Raw genomic sequence first — 20,293 nt, 5'->3', positions numbered from 1 at the left:
ATGCCTGCAAATATTCTCATACTGGACGACGAACAGAACTATCTGCTCATTCTGGAAGCTCTGCTTTCAGATGAGGGGTATACCATTACCGCCCTTTCCGACCCGGAAACAGGTCTGGCCTATCTTGATGAATCGGAAGTTGATCTGGTCATTACCGATATGAAAATGCCTAAGTTGACCGGGCAGGATGTGCTGGAACATGTGAAAAAGAATTTTTCGCACATTCCGGTAATTATCATGACCGCTTTCGGGTCCATTGAATCAGCTGTTGAGGCTATGAAAATAGGAGCTTTTGACTACATTACCAAGCCTTTTGCCAACGAGGAACTGCTTCTTTCCGTGACCAAGGCGGCTCAGTTCGCCAAGGCGCAGCAGGAAAACAGACAGCTCCGCGAACAGATTAAAGACCGCTATTCACCCAGCAATATTATTGGTCGTTCCAAGCCCATGTTGCAGGTCTTTGATATGATCAGCAAGGCCGCTCCGGGAAGCTCCACCGTTCTGGTTACCGGTGAATCTGGAACCGGTAAGGAACTGGTAGCGCAGGCTATTCATCAGGCTTCACCGCGTTGTGACAAGCCTTTTGTTTCTGTGAACTGCATGGCCTTTAACGCCGGAGTTCTGGAAAGTGAACTTTTCGGGCATGAAAAAGGTTCTTTTACCGGAGCTGTTGCCCGCAAGCGGGGTCGTTTTGAGGCTGCTGACCAAGGCACACTCTTTCTTGATGAAATTGGCGAAATTTCCCACGATATGCAGGTTAAGCTGCTGCGTGTGTTGCAGGAAAAGACCATTGAGCGTGTGGGTGGAGTTGATCCTATTAAGGTGGACATCCGTATTGTTGCCGCGACTAACAAGAATCTCAAGGAAGCAGTGGAAAAGGGCGAATTTCGAGAGGATCTCTATTACCGCCTCAATGTAGTCAGCATTGAAATGCCGCCTCTGCGCGAGCGTCGTGAGGACATCCCTTTTCTGGTCGACCATTTTCTTGCCACCTATTCCGCAGACAACAATAAGGAATTTGACGGTTTTGCCCCGGCAGCCATGGATTACATGACCGCCTACGAATGGCCCGGAAACGTGCGTCAGTTGCAGAACGTTGTGGAACGTTGTGTTGTTCTTTCATCCGGCACAGTCATTGAGACCGAAGACCTGCCCGCTGAAATCAAGGATGAGGAAGCACAGTTTAAAAGCGCAGTTGACTTGTTGCCCTCAAAGCTCAATCTTGCCGATACCTTGGATAAAATCGAAGCTACATTGGTACGCAGGGCGTTGGTCGCAAGCAACTTCGTCAAGGTTGATGCCGCTGATATGCTCGGAATCTCCAAGAGTCTTTTGCAGTATAAGCTGAAGAAGTATAAAATTAGCGGGAAATAAATAAATTTAAAAAGGGGTGGTGAACAAAGTTCATCACCCCTTTTTTTACAGAAAATTATAATACATAGTAGTCTTGGCCGAATACTTGGAGTGATCGGATAGGTCAGGATCACGGGCATGTTCCTGCAAGACATCGTCACGGTACTCAAAGACATTAACAAGGAATCCGGCCTTATCCTTGGTGATGAATAAGCCTTCGCGCTTGCCCTTCTTGTAATTCATTTCATCCTTAACATTGCCGTTGCGATGAAAGGTGAAGGACTTGCCGTCCAGCTGGGCCTGCGCGTTGTAATGGCGCATCTCCCTTATCTTACCGTTATCAAAATATTCGTAATTGTATCCGGACTTGTCACGGCCTACAAAGAATTTCTGCTTGATCTTGCCGTTGGGCCAGTACAGGGAATGGTAACCGTAAATCTTGCCGTCACTGTGGGTCCCCCTTTCGCGCAGTTTGCCGTCCGGGTAGTAGTGATAGAACCTGCCTTCCATTACTCCATTTTTAATTACAATCCGGCTTTTGGGGAATTGCTGTCCTGCGTCATAATATTCTGTGTAGATTCCGCTGAAGGGCTTATTGGTGTCGATAAGCACAATCTTGTCCTGCTCAAAACTGAGTTCATAGAAAGTTGCTTCCTGCTGTGAGCATGCAGTCAGCAGCATTAAAAACAGGGTCATTGAACAAAGCAGCAACTTTCTGGACATAGACACTCCAACTTGTTTCCTACCAACTCACTGGTAATCTCACTTTTTTCTTCTCTTTATTAGTAAATAGCACGTATCCGTTCTCTTTGCCAAACAGGTAGACATCACGGGTTACAGCTACATCCTGCTTGCAGTATTCGGTGATAAGGTCCAGACGGCCTTCTTTCCACCATTCCAGGGCCTGTAAGCCGTCCGCGCTTTTTGCGGCATCAAGAGTCGCCTGGGCAATGTTATCGAGCTTCAGGCGGTATCCCAGCCGTTCATAGACCTTGAGCAGCAGGTCCAGCGTGGGTAATCCTTTATAGTTGAAGGGATGGATGCCGGAAAGGACCTTGTAGTCGAAGCGTTCAATGTTGAAGCCTATGATCAGATCCAGTTTCTGGACACGCTCCATCATTTCCGGGATTTGGTCTTCTTCATATTCGAAATATTTATCTTCAGTGGAATCGTAGAGCACGGCAATGGATATACCCATGCGCTCGGCCTTGTGCCAGCCGCCTACATCCTGCGCTGAGCGGCGGGTTTCCACATCAAGCACGCCAAAGCTTTTGGGCTCTTTGGAGCTTTCTTCCTTTTTTACATCTTCGCCGAAAGGAACCAGTACCATAGATAAATCCTCTATTTTTTCCGGTGGTTGTCCGTTAACCATGTTTTCCAGTACGTAGATGGCCGCAGCCTTGTCGATGGGCCGATTGCCTGAACCGCATTTGGGAGAGTGTACACACGTAGGGCAGCCCAACTCGCATTCACAGTCTACGATGACCTGTAAGGTGCGTTCAAGTAGTTCTTCAGCCTGTTCAAAAGCCTGCATGGTCAGTCCTGCGCCGCCGGGAATGCCGTCGTAGATAAAGACTGCCGGACCATCGACCTGCTCGTGCATGGGCGTGGAAATTCCGCCCAGATCATTGCGGTCAGTGAGTACCAGCAAGGGAGTGATGCCGATTGCTGCATGCTCCACCGCGTGGATACCGCCCATGAAATGAATGAAATCCTCTTCGGCCCTGCGTTTGATCTCAGGTGAAATTTCCATCCACAAACCTTGGGTTTCAAATACTACCGGAGGCATATCCAACGGCACTATCCCAAGCAATTTTCCACCTTTTACAGCCCGCTTTTCATATCCGGTGACCTGTTCCGTTACCCGCAGTCTTCCGAAACGCATGACAATTCCGAAGACTTTTTTCTGGGAATAGACTTCAAGGATTTCCGTTGATTTATTCTTACGTGCCCGGGTGTAGTAACCTACACGTTCCTTGGCGGCCTTGATTTTTTTGGCTCCGAGGTCCAGCTCTTTAATGCAGTAGGTGGAGCCGCGATGGATGTATACCGCACCCTCGTGTGCTTCGGAATAGGCCCGGACTTCATCAATGGTGCCGATGGTGGTTCCATTGGCGGAGTCCTCGATGTGCATGGTTGATCCGGCTCCGCGCAGGGACACATCGCGGTGCGGGCGTTTGCGGGTGGAATAGATCTCATCGCCGCGTTTGTTGCGCAGTAGTATTCCTTCTTTTTCCAGTTCAGTTACCCGTTTTTTGATCTCTTCATCACGGAGCAGATAGTCGTTATCGCGCAGGGTGAGTTCCGCCGCGGCGCAGACCAGATGCCGTTGCATGATTACCGGATTGTAAGGATTGAGCACTGCGTTTTCTGCAGGACGGGAAAAGAAATCATCCGGGTTGCGCATGAAATATTGATCGAGGGCATCCTCCTGCCCGATGAGGATTACAGCTGATTCACGCTGGCTGCGTCCTACGCGGCCTCCGCGCTGGAGGGTTGCCATTACTGAGCCGGGATATCCCACGAGGATGCAGAGATCGAGTCCGCCGATATCAATGCCCAGTTCAAGGGCGCTGGTAGAGATTACAGCCAGCAATTCCCCGGAAGACATCTTCTGCTCAATTTCTCGCCGTTCCTCGGGCAGGAATCCAGCTCGGTAGGCGCTGATGCGGTCCTTGTATTCCCCGGCCTTCTCATTGACCCACATAGCGATAAGCTCGGTCATCTTGCGCGACTGGGTGTAGACGATGGTCCTTAGTCCTCGCGCAAGCCCGGCCTTAAGCAGCTGAATTGCAGCGCTGTAAGGAGAAACAACAGGATTGAAAAATATGTAGTTGCGTTTACCGGAGGCTGCACCGGATTCGGTGATTGGATTTACCTCCAGTCCGGTCAGGTCGTGGCAGAGTTCAGCCGGATTGCCCACGGTTGCTGAGGAAAATATAAATGAAGGATTGGCTCCGTAATACTTACATATGCGCAGCAGACGGCGAAAAACCATTGCCATGTGCGATCCCATCACCCCACGGTAGGTGTGGACTTCATCAACAACGATGTGGGTCAGTCCGGCAAGGAAGGGAGCCCATTTTTCATGGTACGGCAACATGGAAAGATGCAGCATTTCAGGGTTGGTCAGAATTACAGCGGGCGGGGTATCGCGTATTTTTTTGCGTCTGTAGGGGGAAGTGTCACCGTCATAGATGGCTGCTTCCGGACGTGCATGTTCCGGGAGCAGGGCAGCCATTTCATTAAAGGTCTTGAGCTGGTCCTGCGCAAGGGCCTTGAGCGGGAAAAGGTAAAGGGCGTGGGAATCAGGATCACGCAGACATTGTTCCAACACCGGCAGGTTGTAAGTCAGGGTTTTTCCGCTGGCTGTAGGAGTGGCCACAACAACATTGCGTCCGGCACGGGCGTAGTCAGTAGCCTCAGCCTGATGGGAATACAGCTGCTCAATATTTCTGAATCCGAGTACGGAATTTACCGAGGGTGAAAAAGGGCGGCGCGGTTCGCCATAGGAGGGATCTGTTCCGTCCATGGTCCTGTGGTGGACAACCTGATCACCCATGGTAGGTGAAGCGAGCAGAGAGTTGATATATTCTTGTATTCTGTCTTGATCATGCATCAGGCAAACAGAGTCATATCGTAATTAAGATTCGTCAAGAAAAAAGGGCCGTGTGTCGAAACACACGGCCCTTGGATTAGCTTGGTCTGTAAAGCGTATGTTATGCTTTTACAGTTTCAGCAGCAGTTTCAGCGTTCTTCGCTGCGATGTCAGAAGCAGCGGTGAAGATAACGTCTGTGGAGCTGTTCAGTGCGGTCTCAGCGGAGTCCTGAATTACACCAACGATGAAACCTGCAGCAACAACCTGCATGGAGATTTCGTTGGGAACACCGAAGAGGGAGCATGCAAGGGGGATCAGCAGCAGGGAACCGCCGGCAACACCGGAAGCACCACATGCGGATACGGAAGCGATGATGCTGAGCAGCAGAGCAGTCGCCATATCAACCTGAATGCCGAGTGTGTGTACTGCAGCAAGGGTCATAACGGTGATAGTGATAGCTGCACCGCCCATGTTTACGGTAGCGCCGAGGGGGATGGATACGGAGTAAGTATCTTCGTGCAGGTCGAGCTTCTTACAAAGTTCCATGTTAACCGGAATGTTCGCTGCGGAGCTGCGGGTAAAGAATGCGGTGATACCACTTTCACGCAGGCAGGTGAAAACGAGGGGATAAGGATTACGTTTGGTCTTGAGGAAGACGATTGCGGGGTTGATTACCAGAGCGATGGTACCCATGGAGATGAGCAGTACCATGATCAGGTGGCTGTATCCTGCCAGTGCGGAAAAACCGGTAGTGGCGATGGTGTTGGATACCAGACCGAAAATACCCAGAGGTGCAAAGCGGATAACTAGCTTAACGATTCTGGAAACGCCTTCGGAAAGGTCGTTCAGAACCTGTTTGGTTGCATCGCTTGCGTGCTGGAAAAAGAAACCGAGTGCAAGTGCCCAAGCGAGAATACCGATGAAGTTACCGGAGTAGAGAGCATTAACCGGGTTATCAACTATTTTGAAAAGCAGGGTGTTCAGAACTTCAGCAATACCACCGGGAGGAGTTGCACTGGTTTCAGTTGCAACAAGGGTAAGGGTGGTGGGCATCAGGAAGCTCATGGTAACAGCAACCAGTGCGGACATGAATGTTCCGATCAGGTACAGGGAAATAATGGAACGCATGTTGGTGTGCGCGCCTTTTTTCTGGTTTGCGATGGATGCTGCAACAATTACGAAAACCAGGATAGGTGCAACTGCTTTCAGGCCCTTAACAAAAAGGCTGCCAAGAATGCTTATGGATTTTGCTGCTTCAGGAGCAACGGTTGCCAGTGCGATACCTGCTGCAATACCGATCATGATCTGTACTACCAGACTGCCGGATGCAATGCGTTTAAAGATGTTAGTTGATTGAGTCATTTTTATCCCCCGTGTTTTGAAAAAAAATTATGCTAGACGGCTTTGGTTATAGGTAGATGTTGAGATTCTTGTCAACATTTTTGTTTCAAATAGGTAAAAAGTTAATTTATGCCTTGCTATTTTACGCATTGAGTAAAAATTCAATAAGCAAAACACAAGCATAGCTAGTTGCACAACAATAGGTTAATATTGTATGGTATAAAGTTTAAATTAAATTACTGAATGACTATTCAATCAATAATGCAGTTCAATATTAAAAATATTGTCATGTGATTGTCTTGAAATTTCTATTTGATTAATATTTGGATTAAATTTTACTTAAAACGAAAAATTGATGATTTATTGTTGTATTGATGACCACTATGTAATTTTTTTTAAATCAATTTGAAAACAGGAAGAAAAACATGGCTGAATCTCCACAAAAGTACATTTACTACTCAATTGCGGCTTCAATTATCACCATGTTCCTTAAGACATGGGCATGGTACGTTACAGATTCCGTAGGTTTGCTTTCCGATGCATTGGAAACTTTGGTTAATCTTTCGGCTGCGCTATTTGCTTTGGCTACATTGACCATGGCTTTGAAGCCTGCTGATGAGCGGCATGCTTATGGACATGGGAAAGCAGAGTATTTTTCCAGTGGTGCTGAAGGGATGCTTATTTTGATTGCTGCAGTGGGGATTGTTTATGCATCGGTTGAAAGGTTTCTAAGTCCGGCTGTTCCGCAGAATTTAGGTATCGGGCTGGGCATAGCATTGCTTTCTTCTGTAGTGAATTATGTAACTGCCAAGATTATGCTTAAAGGAGCCGAGGTTCACGATTCCATTACTCTTGAAGCGGACGCAAAACATTTGCTGACTGATGTGTGGACCTCCATAGGGCTCGTTGCCGGATTGGGGATAATGCTTTTCACTCCTCCTTCATGGTCATTCATAGATCCTGTAATTGCCATGATCATGGCCGGGAATATTGTTTTTACAGGATTTTCATTGATTAAAAAGTCTTACTCCGGATTGATGGATAATGCTTTGCCCCACGAAGAGTTGATGACTATTGATTCAGCTATTCGCAGCTGTAGCGGAGAGGATGCTCTTTATCACGGGTTGCGGACACGTAAGGCCGGGTCACAACGTTTTGTGGATTTTCATCTGCTTCTTCCCGGAGATTCAACTCTTACCGAGTCTCATGATTTATGCACGGAGATTGAGGACTGTATCAAGTCGGATCTGAACAATTGCCATGTGACCATTCATGTTGAGCCGAAAGAAGATGTTGCTTCTTATGATTGTGACGAGATAGGCGGGCTTTGCGGATCCATGATCAGACTCAAGGAAAAGTTCGGAGATAAGGATTAATTACTTATGCAGCAGCCATGTAAAATCAATCACGTTCACCGTGATACTGAACTTGAAAGTATTATGTTGTTGCCTGAAGGCGAAGGTCCGTTTCCTGCTGTTTTGCTTTTTCATGAATATACCGGCCTGAATGAAGTAACAGTTAATCATGCAAAGCGTATTGCAGCAGATGGTTATGCTGTGCTTGCCGCAGACTTTTATGGAATCAGCAACCGTCCTGCCAATATTGATGAAGCTCGCAGTACTCACCGTATTTACCGTAATGACCGTCAGCTCATGCGTGAACGGGCCAAAGCATGCCTGGCTGTTTTGCAGGATCAAGCGGAAGTTGATCCGGAGCGGATTTTTGTACTTGGGTTCTCTTTTGGCGGAGGTGCGGCTTTGGAGCTTGCCCGTACCGGAGAAAAATTGAAAGGTGCTGTTTCAGTGTACGGCTACCTAGACACCAGCCATCCGGTAGCAGCGGGAGATATTGAATGTCCTCTACTTGCCGTCCATGTAAATAACGATCCCGTAGTTCCAGAAGAGCATTTATTGATGTTTAAGCAAGAGATGAATGCTGCTGAAGTGATATATGATTTGATTCAGTTGGATAATGCACATCACGGTTTTGCCAATCCTAAAGATGCAGGGTTTGATGCAGTGCTTGCTGAAGAAATGTGGAATACGTTGTCTAGCTGGTTAAAAGATAATAAATAGTAAATTAAAACATTTTAAAATAAGAACCCCCGGTACATCTGTGCCGGGGGTTCTTATTTTAAAATGTAAGTTGTTTTCTACCAGCTGTTGCGGTGAACTCTTTCTTCTTTGTAGCGATCTTTCCGTTTAGGTTCCTGTTTGGGATGGCCGATCACCATAAAGCCCAGCGGGATGACCTGTTCGGGAAGATTAAACAGTTTTTTAAAGCCTTCGACTCTTTCTTCAATGGGGTGGATTCCGGTCCAGACTGCGCCGAGTCCTTTGGCGTGAGTAGCCAGCAGCAGATTCTGGATGGCTGCTGAGCAATCCTGCACCCAATATCCGGCGTATTTCTCAAGACTGAGATCTCCGCAGACAAGGATGCCTAAAGGGGCATTCTTGGCCATTGCGGCGTATTCGTTAATGTCTGGAACGGCATTAAGTTTTTCACGGTCATCCACAACGACAAACTGCCAGGGCTGAGCATTTCCCGCACTGGGTGCCATCATAGCTGCGCCGAGAATATCTTTAATGTCTTCTTCGGATACAGCTTTATCTTCGAATTTTCTAATGCTTCTGCGGGAGTGGATTGCTTCAAATACATCCATGTCTACTATCTCCATTGAATAATTGTTGTATGAATGTCTTGTTTATAACACAGCGCTTGATAAAAGCAGATCATATTTTTGTCTGATTATAAGGTTGGACAATTTGATTGATGTGATTTGCCGCATTTTTGTTTTTTATCTAGAAGCAGAGTTAATTATAAATAGTGCTTGATTTTAACTCTCACTATAGTATTCTACGCATAATCACACCCCTGATTTGGTCTGAAATACTTTTGGTTATTTTGCAGTCCAACCCCTTGGCGGTGCCGTTCTCCTCCCTCGCTAACCGTTCGGCACCGCCTATCCTTTCCTCAAAGAAGAAAGGGTGCACTTCCTGAGAAGTGCACCCTTTCTTTGATTTTATGTTCTGTCCGAATCGCTATTTGTTTTTAAAAGCAATGCGGAAGCAGGCGATTGCTCCGCCCCAGGTAATACCGAGGCCGAAGAGCATCATGATGATTGCGCTGGTAGTCATGGCTTATCTCCTTTTGAGGAAGCTGCTGTTGGTGGAAGATACATTAGCAAATGCGCGGTCCTGAGAGGACAGTGCGAAGCCGACTGCAAGGCAGAGGGCAAGAGTTGCCCAGCCGAATGCAACAATGGCTGTGTTGGAGTATCCACCGTAGTTCTTGGAGAGATCACCGATGAAGTTGGTCACGATCATGAAACCGAGCATTGCCGGAACAACGAAGCGCAGGCTGTTCAGCCACAGGGAACCAACGGAGATTTCGGAGGTTTTGTTAACGTGAACGCGCATTTCATCGAGATTGCAGAACCATGCTACAAATACGATTTCAATGAAACCGCCAATGAGAATACCGAAGTTGTTGACGAAGTGGTCAACGATATCAAGCAGAAGCAGACCGCCGCCGGTAGTGAAAACGATGCTGACCAGAAAACCGAGTGAACAGCATATTGCCACAGCTTTCTTACGGGAAACACCGAATTTGTCGATCACGGAGGAAGTAATAACTTCGTTAATGGAGATCATGGAAGAGAGACCGGCAACAACGAGTGCCAGGAAGAAGAGCACGCCGAAGAATACAGGCGCGGGCATCAGGTTGATTGCGGTGGGCAGGGTGATGAAGGCAAGGCCTACACCTGCACCGGCAACTTCACTGATGGGAACACCCTGCTGCTGGGCCATGTAGCCTAGCACGCTGAAGATCATGATACCGGAGATTATGCTGAATCCGCAGTTGATGAAAACAGTCATGCAGGCGTTGTTGTTGATGTCGGACTCTTTGGGCAGGTAGCTGGAGTAAGAGAGCATGATACCAAACCCGATGGAGAGACTGAAGAAGATCTGGCCGAATGCATCAGCCCAGACTTTACCATCCATGATGGCGGAAAAGTCCGGCTTGAAGAGCCAGTTGATACCGTCCATTGCTCCGGGGAGCATCAGACCTCTTCCGATGAAGATAAACACAAGCAGGAAGAGAAGGGGCATAAATACTTTGTTGACCCTTTCAATACCGGCTTTGACTCCGGTAAACAGGGCAATAAAAGTGAATGCCCAGGCTGCGGCGGTTGCCAGGAAGATGGAACCCTGCACATTACCCATGTTCATGGGGGAATCGGTCAGACCAAGGAAGCTTCCGAAGAAGAAATCCTTGGGAGCGTCTCCCCATCCTTGAGTGAAGGCAAGGCCCACGTAGTTCATCGCCCATGCGATAACTACAACGTAATAAGAGGCAATGATGAATGAAACCACTACCTGCCACCAGCCGAGCCATTCCCATTTTTTGGAAATGGATGAGAAAATTTTTGGCGCGGAACCCTTGAATTTCTGGCCGAGACCGAATTCAAGGATCATGAATGGGATACCCGCAGCAAGCATTGCTACGAAATAAGGGATGAGGAATGCACCACCACCGTTTTCATAAACCATGTAGGGAAAACGCCAGATGTTACCCAATCCGATTGCAGAGCCCACGGCGGCAAGAATAAAGCCGGAACGGGAACCCCATGTTTCTCTTTTTTGCATGTTGTTTGAACTCCTTAAGAAAAAACCAGCTGAAACAGCAACCATTTTGCTGATTCAGCAAAAACTATATGTAAAATGCGCTAAACGCACAATTGAGCATACCGCATAGAATACATTTCGATTATTGTCCATCAAATTAAGTGTCTGGATTTTGAAATAGATGGTAATCTGTGTGCAGTCTGGGTGTTATTATTGATATCTGGAATGTAAAATTTAGCGAAATGGAATTTTATTATAAATATTTTTGTATTTCGAAAAATAAAGGTACATTGTAGAAAAGAACAGAAAAAATGATTCTGCTGATAGATGAGGGTAAATTTGCTTGGTGCTGCATAAGAGCAAAAGAGATCACAAAACAGAGTGCTCGACTAATGATCATCTTGATATTATGGTTGATCAGCTAAACTTAAGGAGTCTGGTTATGGCACATATTCTTGTTCTTGATGACGTTGTTGACGCGGGAATACTTCTCAAGCGAATTCTTGAACGCAAAGGGCACAAAGTCAGTGTTTTTTCTGAGGAAGAGGAGGCTCTTTCTTTTGTTTCTGACAGCGATGTTGAACTGGCTATCCTCGATATTAAATTAAAGAAGATGACCGGGGTTGAAGTGCTTGAAGAGATGAAAAAGCTTATGCCGGAATTGAAGGTGATCATGCTTACAGGATATCCGACCCTTGAGACTGCCCGTGAATCACTTAAGCATGGAGCCAATGAATATTGCGTCAAACCCATTGATAAAGAAGAGCTTGAGCTTAAGGTAGAGGATGTTCTGGCCCGCTGATTTATTCTTCCCGGAATTCCCCAAGCTGCTCCACTGTCGCAATAACTTCAGTTGTTGTTTTGCCCGGTGAAACAGGGTTAAAGACCGCTCTGATATACATTTTCTTATTTCCCGTTACGGAGATGTAATTGCCTTCATAGATGGCAGACTCACCATTCAATGCTTTATCCATTACCTCTCTCATTTCAGGAGTACCTTTTTTTGCGGTACTAAAGCCTATTAATTCTTTTTTTGTTGATCCCATAAGCTCCATAAATTTGGGATTACAGTCCCTGATAACTCCTTCGTGGTCGAAGTAGATAACGCCAAGCGGTGAGTTATCAAATATTACCCTGTATTTTTGCCTTTCTTCCAATATAGCCTGTTCGGCCTTTTCCCTTTCCCTGATCTGGTTTTGGAGCTTTTCATTTAATATTTCATTGTTCCGGTGCGTCTGGCAGGAAATTATTGATTCAGCCAACCTGATGTTGATTTTTTGCAATGATTTAAGCATCGAGTGCGGAAGGGGATAAAGACCTTTCCCGATCATTAGGAATCCAGCTTCAGGCAGATTCATAAGATAGTAGTGGTCCCCTTCAAAAGAAGTGTGCAGGGGAAGGCTTTCCCTAAGATTACTTAGTTGATCTTCTGTTTCACAGCTTGAAATTTTTGCGCTGAAATCATCAAATGCAGATCGCTGCTTTTCTTTCATGGGAATGGAAAATGCTTTGTCGAAGGAAAGTGAATCCTTGTCTTGCAGTATAATCCTCGCACTCATACAGCATAGGCGCCGCAGGTATGTTGAAATTGCAGTTGAAAGCATTGTTTCAAGGTCCATGCTTTTACCAACTGACATGGCTATTTCATAAAGAAGTTGTTCTTGGATCCTGATGCTCACAATTCCTCCAATATGGCCAAAGCAGTTGTCTTGTTATGAAATTCCAATGATTGTTTTTCCTGAGTGGCTATTTCCCCGAAAGACAGAAAACCAAGCAGAGGTATATCCGGGAGATGCAGGGCTTTCAGTTCATGCTCGAACTTGTCTTTGAGAAATAGAGCCCTTGAAATACAGTCTACAACAAGGCCCACTGAGTTATCACCTAAGCTGAATCCGGGTTTGCAGGTGGAGATCTGGCTTGATGCTTTAATCAGGGATTCCGTATTGCCGTGGAGGATGTCTACAAAGGATCCTTCCATTATCTCACCTACACAGGTCAAAGCCCCTGCTTCATCGACCATCACCGGGTCACGGACAATTGGATCACTGCACATGCTCGAAATTCCGAATGGATAGGACATGGCAATGTGGGAGAAGTTCTCTGGAGTAATATATTTTCCGGAATGCTCGCGGATGACTTCTCTGTAGATGCTGAACGCAGGCATCCAGTTGATTGTTTTGATGATGTTACGGTCTGCTTCCGTTACTTTGAAAGGTCCTTTGATGGGATTCCAGCCGTGGCTGATATTCACTGTGCTTTGAGTGTCCAGTAAGCCGATTATGGCTGCATCTTCCAGTAATCCCTGATTGCTGATGATGGGTTGTCTTTTAAGGCTCAGTGATCCGGTGCCTCCCCCGATGATGTTGCGTTCAATACCGATGTGGGTGAACATTGCATTAATAAATGACGAAATCCGGCTGGCAAAACCATCTGTTAGAATAAAGATGGTTTCCGGAATGTTGTCGTTTGCAAATATATGATTCAAGGGATCCATGAAATCAGTATCAGGATCGCTCATTCCTTTGATTATGGATATCTCTGGCTTCTTGGAAAGGCTGATCACAATGGTACCAGTTTCCAATCTTTCTTTTTGATGGATTATGCCCGGAAATATGCCTCCCATAAGCGGAACAGGACATTCTTTAAATATCTGGTCTACATTTTCGGGTTTAAATCCGTTTTTATCGCAGGCAAAAACGATTATTCCATTCACTTCATCCCGTGCTGCTGTATTTTTCAGTATCGTTGCAAGGGATTGCACACTGCCTGTTTGTTCCAATTCAATATGCATTCGTGATCTCCACAATATATTTATAGCTTTCTTCTTAGTTACCAAAAAAAAGAATGGGGTGAAAGAATGGCGTGCAGGTAAAAACTCACTTGTTAGATACGCTGATGAATTTATAATGATTGAGCTTGAACAACGTCCTTAAATCTGCTTTCTATAAGCACGTTTCCAGCGAGAGAGTGTGCAGCAACAAAATATAACAAGGTTTCATCATATAAAAAGGCCGGCGTTTTCCCGGCAGTAGTTTAAGGAGAAAATAAAATGTCTGATTTGTCTATACTTTTTCCCGGTCAGGGTTCTCAGGAACCCGGAATGGGTCGTGATCTTGCTGAAAAATGGTCCACTGCAATGGATATGTGGAAATTCGCTGAGGCTGAATCCGGCCTGCCCCTGCGTGAAATTTATTGGGAAGGCGATGCTTCTGATATGGCTAAGACTGATGCATTGCAGCCCGGTCTGACTGTGGTAAACCTGTCCATCTGGTCTTATCTTAAGGAAAGCCTCAAGCCTGCGGCAACAGCAGGACACAGCCTTGGTGAGTTTGCATCCCTTGGCGCTTCCGGCATTCTTTCCGTAGAAGACACCATTAAGGCTGTCTGTCTGCGCGGTAAGCTTATGTCTCAGGTTTCCAACGAAGACCACGGCATGGCCGCAGTGCTCAAACTGGATCAGGCTGCTGTTGAAGAAGCTGTTGAATTCGGTGCATCCGAAACCGGAAAGGAATTGCGTGTAGCAAATTACAACTCTCCGGCTCAGTATGTGATCAGCGGTGAGAAGGCTGCAATTGATGCTGCCGGAACCGTGATCAAGGAAAAGAAAGGCCGCGCTATTCCTCTGCCGGTCAGCGGCGCTTTCCACAGTCCTCTCATTCAGGATGCGGCAGATGAATTTGCAGCCTACCTTGGCAAGTTGGATTGGAATGCACCTGCATTTCCTGTTTACTTCAACGCAACTGCCGAAACTGAATCAAATCCCGATGCGATCAAGAAGATCATGTGTTCCCAGATGACTTCATCTGTTCGCTGGATCGAAATTGTATCCAACCAGTACGCTGCCGGAGCGCGTAACTTTCTCGAACTCGGTCCCAAGGGTGTGCTGACCAAGCTGTTGGTGGCTAATCTCAAGGGCAAGGAATACGAAGGAAAGGGTATCGGTAATTTGGAGCAGGCTGAAGCCTTAAAATAATCGAAGAGTTTCGTAATTAAGAAAGCAAAAGGACCAGTCCGTAAGGGCTGGTCCTTTTTTTGGGGTCTAAACTGAGCAGGTTCCGCTTTCCGAGCAGTAATTGTCGATTACATTCATCATCTGGTTGGTGAAGTAAACGCAATTGTGTTCGTTGAAACAACTGCTCACATATGAGGAGTCCATGTGGGTGGACAAGGAGTTTGAACCGTCTTCAAGGGTAATGATCCATGCGTCCTGTTCTTCGTTGAACTCGGTGGACATGCCGATATTGAATCTTTCTATTTCCGGGTAAAGGTCCATGACCATCTGCCGGATTTGTGAGTCGTTAAGTCTCATAGTTCCCCCTCCGTTTATTTGAGTGAGAGGATATGTTTTATCGATTTGTTCTATTGATCATATTTAAAATATAAATTGTAAATTGCGACTGTCAATAAATGGAGTTGAGCAAAAAAAGGGGGGATTGGCCTTAAATGGTCAATCCCCCGAATTGTGCGCTGTCTCTGTTAAATCGTGCATGCTCCACTTTCCGTGCAGTAGTTATCTATAAATCCCATCATCTGGTTGCTGAAATAGATACAATTGTGTTTATCGATGCAACTGCTCGCATGGGTTGAGTCCATGTGTGTGAACATGGAACTGGATCCATTTTCAAGGGTTACGATCCAGGCTTCCTTGTCCGCATTGTACTCCGCCGAAACGTTAAGGTTGAATTTTTCAATTTCCGGATAAAGGTCCATGACTTTTTTCCGGATTTGCGCTCCTGTCATCGCCATGCTTCCCTCCATTTGCTTTTGGCGTGAAGGGCCCACATTCCACACCGTTCATCACTACTCTTAAATAATATATTATTTAAGTTGCCGGTCAAATTTTTTATATAAATTTATAGTTAATAACTGTTGATGTTTAGCTATTAGGCTAATTTTGACATGTTAAATGTGGTTTTTTTAATGTGTTTACAGATTAAAAAGGTAATTATGGTATTATTTAGATGATATCATTTTTACTGTTTACCATCTTTGATGGTAAGGTTCGCTGATGGCCGAATAAAAAATGCTTTGGTTTGTAAAACTAATTCATTGTGATAAAATTCAGTTCGGTGCCATAAGTACAGAAATATATGTTTATGCTTTGCATGAATAATCAACTTACGGGGTAAATATGAAAACTTTGACAGCTTCACGTATGGAGCGGTGCATTGGCTGCCATTCCTGCTCTTTTGCGTGTGCGCGGTTGGTCCACAAGCTGCTCTCATGGAACACTGCCGGAATCAGGATTGCTTCATCCGGGGGCCTATCCACCGGTTTTGTAGCCAAGGTTTGTATGGCTTGTTCTCCGGCTCCTTGTGCCGAAGTTTGTCCTACCGGTGCCATGAGGGGGCGCAAGAAGGGCGGTGGGGTCATTCATAAAAAAGATCTTTGTATTCGTTGTGGTAAATGCGCGGAAGCCTGTCCTGTGGACGCCATTTATCTTGATTTGAAAGACCGTCCATATGTATGCATCCATTGCGGCAGGTGTGTTGAATTCTGCCCGCATGAATGTCTGGAAATGGTTGAATCAGACGAGAGGAGGGACTCATAATGATACGCGATTACTTCAGGGTCCTTGTGGTCGATCTGGGAAGCGGAAAAGGTAATGTTGTTAAAGTTGACGGGCGAAACGAATTTGCCGGGGGCAGCGGGCTTGGAGCTTTGCTGTTTGATAAATACGGGCATGTGGACCGTCCTTGGGATGATCCTGATCAGCCGCTTATTTTTTCCATCGGTCCTTTGACCGGATTATTCCCGCTTATGAGCAAGACTGTCTGTTCCTTCAAGTCTCCATACCACGATCAGTTCGCCGAGAGTCATGCAGGTGGGCGTTCTGCTCTGGCTATCCGTTTTGCGGATTTTGATGCTTTGGTTATCAAAGGACGTGCTCCGCGCTTATCATGCCTTTCTCTTGGTATGAGGCATCTGGAAGTTAAGGATGTCCAGTTTTTAGCCGGGAAAGACGTTTTCAGTACGGGTAAAATCCTGCGGTCAATGTTTCCGGGGTCCGGTCATAGGTCTATCCTGCGCATCGGTCCTGCCGGTGAGAAGCTCTCAGCAATGGCTTGCATCAATGCTGACACCTACCGTCATTTCGGGCGGTTGGGGTCCGGCGCAGTCATGGGGGCTAAGAATCTCAAGGGGATCGTGATTCAGGGTGACGGTTCTTTTGCGCTGCCGGAAAATAAGGAATATTCCAAAATATACGGGCAGGTTTACGAGAAGATGACCGCCACTGATATGATGAGCAAGTATCATAACCTCGGTACTGCGGCTAATCTCGATGCGCTGAATGAATTGGAATCTTTGCCTTGGCGTAACCTGCAGGCCACCAAGGATGAAAAGATAACCGGAATTACCGGAAAGAAGTTTGCTGATGATACCCTGCTGCGCAATGCGGCCTGTGCCGGATGTCCGGTGGGTTGTATCCATATCGGGTTTGTGCGTGAAAAGTTCATGGAGGATAACCAATATCTCTATCGTCAGGTGGCTTACGATTACGAGCCCATTTTTGCTACCGGGTCCATGCTTGGGGTGACTGACGCCTTTCAGGTGCTGGGCATAATGGATGAAGTGGAAAAGGGCGGTTTGGATGTAATGTCCGGCGGTGTTGCTCTTGCCTGGGCAACTGAAGCTTTTGAAAAGGGATTGGTCAGCGAGACCGAAACAATCGTTCCCCTCGCTTTCGGTGATGCTGAAGGTTACAAAAAGGCCGTGCAATATCTCAGCAATGCGGAAAACGAGTTTTATGCTGCATTGGGTAAAGGTTCTCTGGTGGCAGCCGCGAAATATGGCGGCGAGGATTTCGCCTGCGTACTTGGTCAGGAGATGGCCGGATATGCTACCGGGGAGGCTTTTTACGTGGCTGAAGGGCTTGGTTTCCGTCATTCCCATCTCGATTCCGGCGGTTACTCATGGGATCAGAAGAATGACCGCAAGGATGCAGATGAAGTCTGCGATTTCCTGATCAGCGATGAAACCGGACGGGCGTTCCTGACTTCTATGGTTTCCTGCCTCTTCGGGCGTGGTGTCTACAAGGATGAAGTTCTTGCCGAGTGCTTGAGGTCTGTCGGCTATGATGAAATAGCTGAAAATATGGAGCTTATCGGAGAAAGAGTCCGGGCTATGCGTTGGAAAATACGTTTTGCCACCGGATATAATCCTGATGAGATCAGTATTCCTAAGCGCTACAATCAAATTAAAACCTGGAAAGGTAAAACCGACCCGGAATATATGGAAAAACTCAAGAATGAGTATGGTCGTAGGATTCGTGAATTGGTCTCAGATGAGGCTCTTGAGAAGCTAAATTTGAAATAAATTGAGGAAAAATTAAAAAAGTGCTTGCCAAGCGTGTGCTGTTTGGTTAGTAATCTCTCCTCAGCGGCGCCGAGGTAGCTCAGTCGGTAGAGCAGGGGACTGAAAATCCCCGTGTCGGCAGTTCAATTCTGTCCCTCGGCACCACTAAGTGCATAGAATAGCCCTCATGAGAAATCATGAGGGCTTTTTCGTTTTGTGTCTGGCTACAGCTTCGCGCTAAAAATTGCCTAAATTTCAATCAATTCCAACTTCGCATAATTTTTACTAAGTTCCAGCCGGAAATGTTCTTGAAATGCAGTTTCGGTGATGCTGGGCTGCTTGTTTTTGAATTGAACGCAGGCAATGGTATTTTGCAGTTTCTCTGCGTCCGGTCGGATGGCGATAATTTTCCCAGTATTGATTTCCCTGTTCATTAAATGGCTGACGGTAATTCCCACTCCAAGTCCGGCTTTAATGGCTGAGACAATAGCCTCAGAGCTGTCGGCAATGAAAACAAGGTTCAGGTTTTGCGGTTCGCGCTCAAAGTGCAATTTGAACCAGCTGCGAAAAAGCGCAATGTCCTTTTTATATCCGATGAAATCCAATTGCTTGAGCTGTTCGTAATCTGTTCCGTTCACCTTTGCCCGGTAGTATTCTTCGGAGCAGGCCAGCACAAATTCTTCCTTCACCACAGGTTTGATGGAGTAGGCCGATGTTCCGCCCGGGGTGTCCATAAAGAAAGGCAGGATGTCGATATATGCGAAATCCAGCTCTCCTGACGCGACTTTTTCAAACAGCACTCTTGGTTCATCCAGTTCCAATTGCATCGTTACTGACGGATATTTACGTCTGAATGAACCGAAGATGGGCGGCAGGTAAATCTTCCCGAATTCGCTGGGCGCGCCTATGCGCAATGGTCCGGATGGCATTTCCAATCCATCGTTTATATGTCGGACTCCCTGTTCAAGATCTTCCATGAAGTCCTGCACTATTTCATACAATTTTTTTCCTGCTGCGGTGGGTACGAGTCTGCGATTTACTCGGGTGAACAGCTCGGTTTGCAGTTCCTCTTCCAGCTTTTTCAGGTGTTGGCTGACCCCTGATTGGGTGATGTGCAGTTTTTTGGCTGCTGCGGTGCTGCTTTGTTCATTGAAGATATGGAAGAAGACTTTCAGCCTGTTCAGGTCGGGAAGCATGGTTTTTGCCTGTCTGTAAGTTAAATTAATGAAAAAAAGTAGAACTATTAATTTTACTAATTACATGCCCTGCGTATATCTTTCAAGCAAGAACACGGCGTTCCTAAACAGAAGCGGAATGCCGGAACAGATAAGAGGAAAATTGTTTTGAAAATAGGAATTATCGCGGCAATGGAAGAAGAGCTTGTATTGCTGGTTAATAAATTGGATGAGCCGAAAACGGAAAATTTCGGACAGTTCACCTACCACACCGGAAGGATTAACGGAGTGGAAGTGGCTTTGTTTCTGTGTGGAATCGGCAAGGTTAACGCGGCAGTAGGTGCCACTCTGCTGCTTGATAAATTTAAGCCCGACTATCTGATCAATACCGGGGTGGCCGGGGCATTTCCCGGTAATATCAACATTGGTGACATCGTGGTCTCATCTGAAGTGCGTCATTACGATGCCGATGCTACAGCTTTTGATTACGAAATGGGCCAGATTCCGCAGATGCCCGCAGCGTATCAGGCCGACAAACTTTTGCTTGGTTTAGCGAAAAAAGCTTGGATCAATGAGGATTCTATAAGCGTTCATCAGGGGCCTGTTTTGTCTGGGGATTCATTTATTCATACTCCGCAGCAAATCTCACAGATCGAGCAGAAGTTTCCAGATGTAATGGCTGTGGAAATGGAAGGGGCTGCCATTGCTCAGACAGGCTTTCTCTTTAATGTTCCCTTCATTTTGATTCGTTCCATATCAGATAAAGTGCACGAAGACGGAAGCAGTGCAATTTACGAACAGAGCATGGAAAAAGCCGCAGCCAATTCAGTGCGCATGGTTTTATCTATGCTGAAAGAGTTGTGATGCGCTTCGCGCTTTTGGTGAATAGATTTTGCCTCCG

Annotated in this window: 19 protein-coding genes and 1 tRNA gene; 9 read left to right on the top strand and 11 right to left on the bottom strand. The window is 46.4% G+C overall.

The genetic code is table 11. The features are described from left to right. Positions 1-1,374 (top strand): sigma-54-dependent transcriptional regulator, encoded by a 1,374-nt coding sequence (locus DESAL_RS19195; protein ID WP_015853630.1) that lies wholly within the window; start codon positions 1-3, stop codon positions 1,372-1,374. Between the two features lie 45 nt (positions 1,375-1,419). Here DESAL_RS19195 and DESAL_RS19190 read toward each other — a convergent pair whose 3' ends face one another. From DESAL_RS19190 to sstT, 3 genes are all read right to left on the bottom strand, one after another. Next, on the bottom strand, positions 1,420-2,076 hold the full coding sequence (locus DESAL_RS19190) for a toxin-antitoxin system YwqK family antitoxin (protein ID WP_015853629.1): 657 nt from the start codon (positions 2,074-2,076) through the stop codon (positions 1,420-1,422). A 19-nt stretch (positions 2,077-2,095) separates the two neighbouring features. Beyond that, complete coding sequence (locus tag DESAL_RS19185) at positions 2,096-4,972, bottom strand: DEAD/DEAH box helicase (RefSeq protein ID WP_015853628.1); 2,877 nt, start codon at positions 4,970-4,972, stop codon at positions 2,096-2,098. A 100-nt stretch (positions 4,973-5,072) separates the two neighbouring features. Continuing rightward, a complete protein-coding gene (gene sstT / locus DESAL_RS19180) occupies positions 5,073-6,314 on the bottom strand; it encodes a serine/threonine transporter SstT (protein ID WP_015853627.1) in 1,242 nt (413 codons plus the stop codon). Positions 6,315-6,718: 404 nt separating this feature from the next. Here sstT and DESAL_RS19175 point away from each other — a divergent pair, with 404 nt between their 5' ends. Together DESAL_RS19175 and DESAL_RS19170 are read left to right on the top strand one after the other, a co-directional pair. Beyond that, positions 6,719-7,669, top strand: coding sequence for a cation diffusion facilitator family transporter (locus DESAL_RS19175; RefSeq protein WP_015853626.1), 951 nt, complete (start codon positions 6,719-6,721; stop codon positions 7,667-7,669). 6 nt (positions 7,670-7,675) lie between these two features. Further along, positions 7,676-8,368: a dienelactone hydrolase family protein gene (locus DESAL_RS19170; protein ID WP_015853625.1), complete on the top strand. Its 693-nt coding sequence runs from the start codon at positions 7,676-7,678 to the stop codon at positions 8,366-8,368. A 77-nt stretch (positions 8,369-8,445) separates the two neighbouring features. Here the strand turns inward: DESAL_RS19170 and DESAL_RS19165 are convergent, their stop codons facing one another. The 3 genes from DESAL_RS19165 to DESAL_RS19160 form a co-directional block, all read right to left on the bottom strand. After that, positions 8,446-8,955 carry a nitroreductase family protein gene (locus tag DESAL_RS19165; RefSeq protein ID WP_015853624.1) on the bottom strand — a complete coding sequence of 170 codons (510 nt, stop codon included), beginning with the start codon at positions 8,953-8,955 and terminating at the stop codon, positions 8,446-8,448. Positions 8,956-9,334: 379 nt separating this feature from the next. Beyond that, positions 9,335-9,430 (bottom strand): MetS family NSS transporter small subunit, encoded by a 96-nt coding sequence (locus tag DESAL_RS20275; protein WP_015853623.1) that lies wholly within the window; start codon positions 9,428-9,430, stop codon positions 9,335-9,337. Positions 9,431-9,433: 3 nt separating this feature from the next. Then, positions 9,434-10,942, bottom strand: coding sequence for a sodium-dependent transporter (locus tag DESAL_RS19160; protein WP_015853622.1), 1,509 nt, complete (start codon positions 10,940-10,942; stop codon positions 9,434-9,436). Positions 10,943-11,363: 421 nt separating this feature from the next. On the opposite strand from DESAL_RS19160, the gene DESAL_RS19155 reads away from it, so the two are divergent. After that, the gene (locus DESAL_RS19155) at positions 11,364-11,723 is read left to right on the top strand and encodes a response regulator (protein ID WP_015853621.1); all 360 of its coding nucleotides are present in this window, start codon (positions 11,364-11,366) and stop codon (positions 11,721-11,723) included. Position 11,724: 1 nt separating this feature from the next. On the opposite strand, the gene DESAL_RS19150 is transcribed toward DESAL_RS19155, so the two are convergent. After that, positions 11,725-12,600, bottom strand: a complete 876-nt coding sequence (locus tag DESAL_RS19150) for a PAS domain-containing protein (protein ID WP_015853620.1) — start codon at positions 12,598-12,600, stop codon at positions 11,725-11,727. Then, complete coding sequence (locus DESAL_RS19145) at positions 12,597-13,712, bottom strand: FIST signal transduction protein (RefSeq protein WP_015853619.1); 1,116 nt, start codon at positions 13,710-13,712, stop codon at positions 12,597-12,599. Before DESAL_RS19145 ends, DESAL_RS19150 begins: the two co-directional genes overlap by 4 nt. 258 nt (positions 13,713-13,970) lie before the next feature. Between DESAL_RS19145 and DESAL_RS19140 the strand changes: the two genes are divergently transcribed. After that, positions 13,971-14,894 (top strand): ACP S-malonyltransferase, encoded by a 924-nt coding sequence (locus DESAL_RS19140; protein WP_015853618.1) that lies wholly within the window; start codon positions 13,971-13,973, stop codon positions 14,892-14,894. 66 nt (positions 14,895-14,960) lie between these two features. Here DESAL_RS19140 and DESAL_RS19135 read toward each other — a convergent pair whose 3' ends face one another. Then, positions 14,961-15,230, bottom strand: a complete 270-nt coding sequence (locus tag DESAL_RS19135) for a hypothetical protein (RefSeq protein ID WP_015853617.1) — start codon at positions 15,228-15,230, stop codon at positions 14,961-14,963. Between the two features lie 167 nt (positions 15,231-15,397). Then, a complete protein-coding gene (locus DESAL_RS19130) occupies positions 15,398-15,667 on the bottom strand; it encodes a hypothetical protein (protein ID WP_015853616.1) in 270 nt (89 codons plus the stop codon). Between the two features lie 385 nt (positions 15,668-16,052). Here DESAL_RS19130 and DESAL_RS19125 point away from each other — a divergent pair, with 385 nt between their 5' ends. From DESAL_RS19125 to DESAL_RS19115, 3 genes are all read left to right on the top strand, one after another. Beyond that, positions 16,053-16,472, top strand: coding sequence for a 4Fe-4S binding protein (locus DESAL_RS19125; RefSeq protein WP_015853615.1), 420 nt, complete (start codon positions 16,053-16,055; stop codon positions 16,470-16,472). Then, on the top strand, positions 16,472-18,238 hold the full coding sequence (locus tag DESAL_RS19120; RefSeq protein WP_015853614.1) for an aldehyde ferredoxin oxidoreductase N-terminal domain-containing protein: 1,767 nt from the start codon (positions 16,472-16,474) through the stop codon (positions 18,236-18,238). Before DESAL_RS19125 ends, DESAL_RS19120 begins: the two co-directional genes overlap by 1 nt. A gap of 68 nt (positions 18,239-18,306) precedes the next feature. Beyond that, positions 18,307-18,382 (top strand) — tRNA-Phe (locus DESAL_RS19115). Between the two features lie 83 nt (positions 18,383-18,465). On the opposite strand, the gene DESAL_RS19110 is transcribed toward DESAL_RS19115, so the two are convergent. Beyond that, positions 18,466-19,413 (bottom strand): LysR family transcriptional regulator, encoded by a 948-nt coding sequence (locus DESAL_RS19110; RefSeq protein ID WP_015853613.1) that lies wholly within the window; start codon positions 19,411-19,413, stop codon positions 18,466-18,468. A 147-nt stretch (positions 19,414-19,560) separates the two neighbouring features. Here DESAL_RS19110 and DESAL_RS19105 point away from each other — a divergent pair, with 147 nt between their 5' ends. Next, entirely contained in the window at positions 19,561-20,256 is a 696-nt protein-coding gene (locus DESAL_RS19105; RefSeq protein ID WP_015853612.1) for a 5'-methylthioadenosine/adenosylhomocysteine nucleosidase, read from the top strand. Positions 20,257-20,293: the final 37 nt, after the last annotated feature.

Source organism: Maridesulfovibrio salexigens DSM 2638 (assembly GCF_000023445.1).
GTDB classification, from domain to species: Bacteria; Desulfobacterota; Desulfovibrionia; order Desulfovibrionales; family Desulfovibrionaceae; genus Maridesulfovibrio; species Maridesulfovibrio salexigens.
Note: the sequence above shows the minus strand (reverse complement) of the source record. Positions and strands in the feature narration are given on the sequence as shown.

Bases quoted from the DNA above. Each gene is read 5' to 3' on its own strand.
- DESAL_RS19135 (WP_015853617.1), bottom strand. From the start codon at position 15,230: ATGAGACTTAACGACTCACAAATCCGGCAGATGGTCATGGACCTTTAC.
- DESAL_RS20275 (WP_015853623.1), bottom strand. From the start codon at position 9,430: ATGACTACCAGCGCAATCATCATGATGCTCTTCGGCCTCGGTATTACC.
- DESAL_RS19165 (WP_015853624.1), bottom strand. From the start codon at position 8,955: ATGGATGTATTTGAAGCAATCCACTCCCGCAGAAGCATTAGAAAATTC.
- DESAL_RS19120 (WP_015853614.1), top strand. From the start codon at position 16,472: ATGATACGCGATTACTTCAGGGTCCTTGTGGTCGATCTGGGAAGCGGA.
- DESAL_RS19140 (WP_015853618.1), top strand. From the start codon at position 13,971: ATGTCTGATTTGTCTATACTTTTTCCCGGTCAGGGTTCTCAGGAACCC.
- DESAL_RS19175 (WP_015853626.1), top strand. From the start codon at position 6,719: ATGGCTGAATCTCCACAAAAGTACATTTACTACTCAATTGCGGCTTCA.
- DESAL_RS19195 (WP_015853630.1), top strand. From the start codon at position 1: ATGCCTGCAAATATTCTCATACTGGACGACGAACAGAACTATCTGCTC.
- DESAL_RS19110 (WP_015853613.1), bottom strand. From the start codon at position 19,413: ATGCTTCCCGACCTGAACAGGCTGAAAGTCTTCTTCCATATCTTCAAT.
- DESAL_RS19155 (WP_015853621.1), top strand. From the start codon at position 11,364: ATGGCACATATTCTTGTTCTTGATGACGTTGTTGACGCGGGAATACTT.
- DESAL_RS19125 (WP_015853615.1), top strand. From the start codon at position 16,053: ATGAAAACTTTGACAGCTTCACGTATGGAGCGGTGCATTGGCTGCCAT.
- DESAL_RS19170 (WP_015853625.1), top strand. From the start codon at position 7,676: ATGCAGCAGCCATGTAAAATCAATCACGTTCACCGTGATACTGAACTT.
- DESAL_RS19190 (WP_015853629.1), bottom strand. From the start codon at position 2,076: ATGTCCAGAAAGTTGCTGCTTTGTTCAATGACCCTGTTTTTAATGCTG.
- sstT (WP_015853627.1), bottom strand. From the start codon at position 6,314: ATGACTCAATCAACTAACATCTTTAAACGCATTGCATCCGGCAGTCTG.
- DESAL_RS19145 (WP_015853619.1), bottom strand. From the start codon at position 13,712: ATGCATATTGAATTGGAACAAACAGGCAGTGTGCAATCCCTTGCAACG.
- DESAL_RS19185 (WP_015853628.1), bottom strand. From the start codon at position 4,972: ATGCATGATCAAGACAGAATACAAGAATATATCAACTCTCTGCTCGCT.
- DESAL_RS19160 (WP_015853622.1), bottom strand. From the start codon at position 10,942: ATGCAAAAAAGAGAAACATGGGGTTCCCGTTCCGGCTTTATTCTTGCC.
- DESAL_RS19130 (WP_015853616.1), bottom strand. From the start codon at position 15,667: ATGGCGATGACAGGAGCGCAAATCCGGAAAAAAGTCATGGACCTTTAT.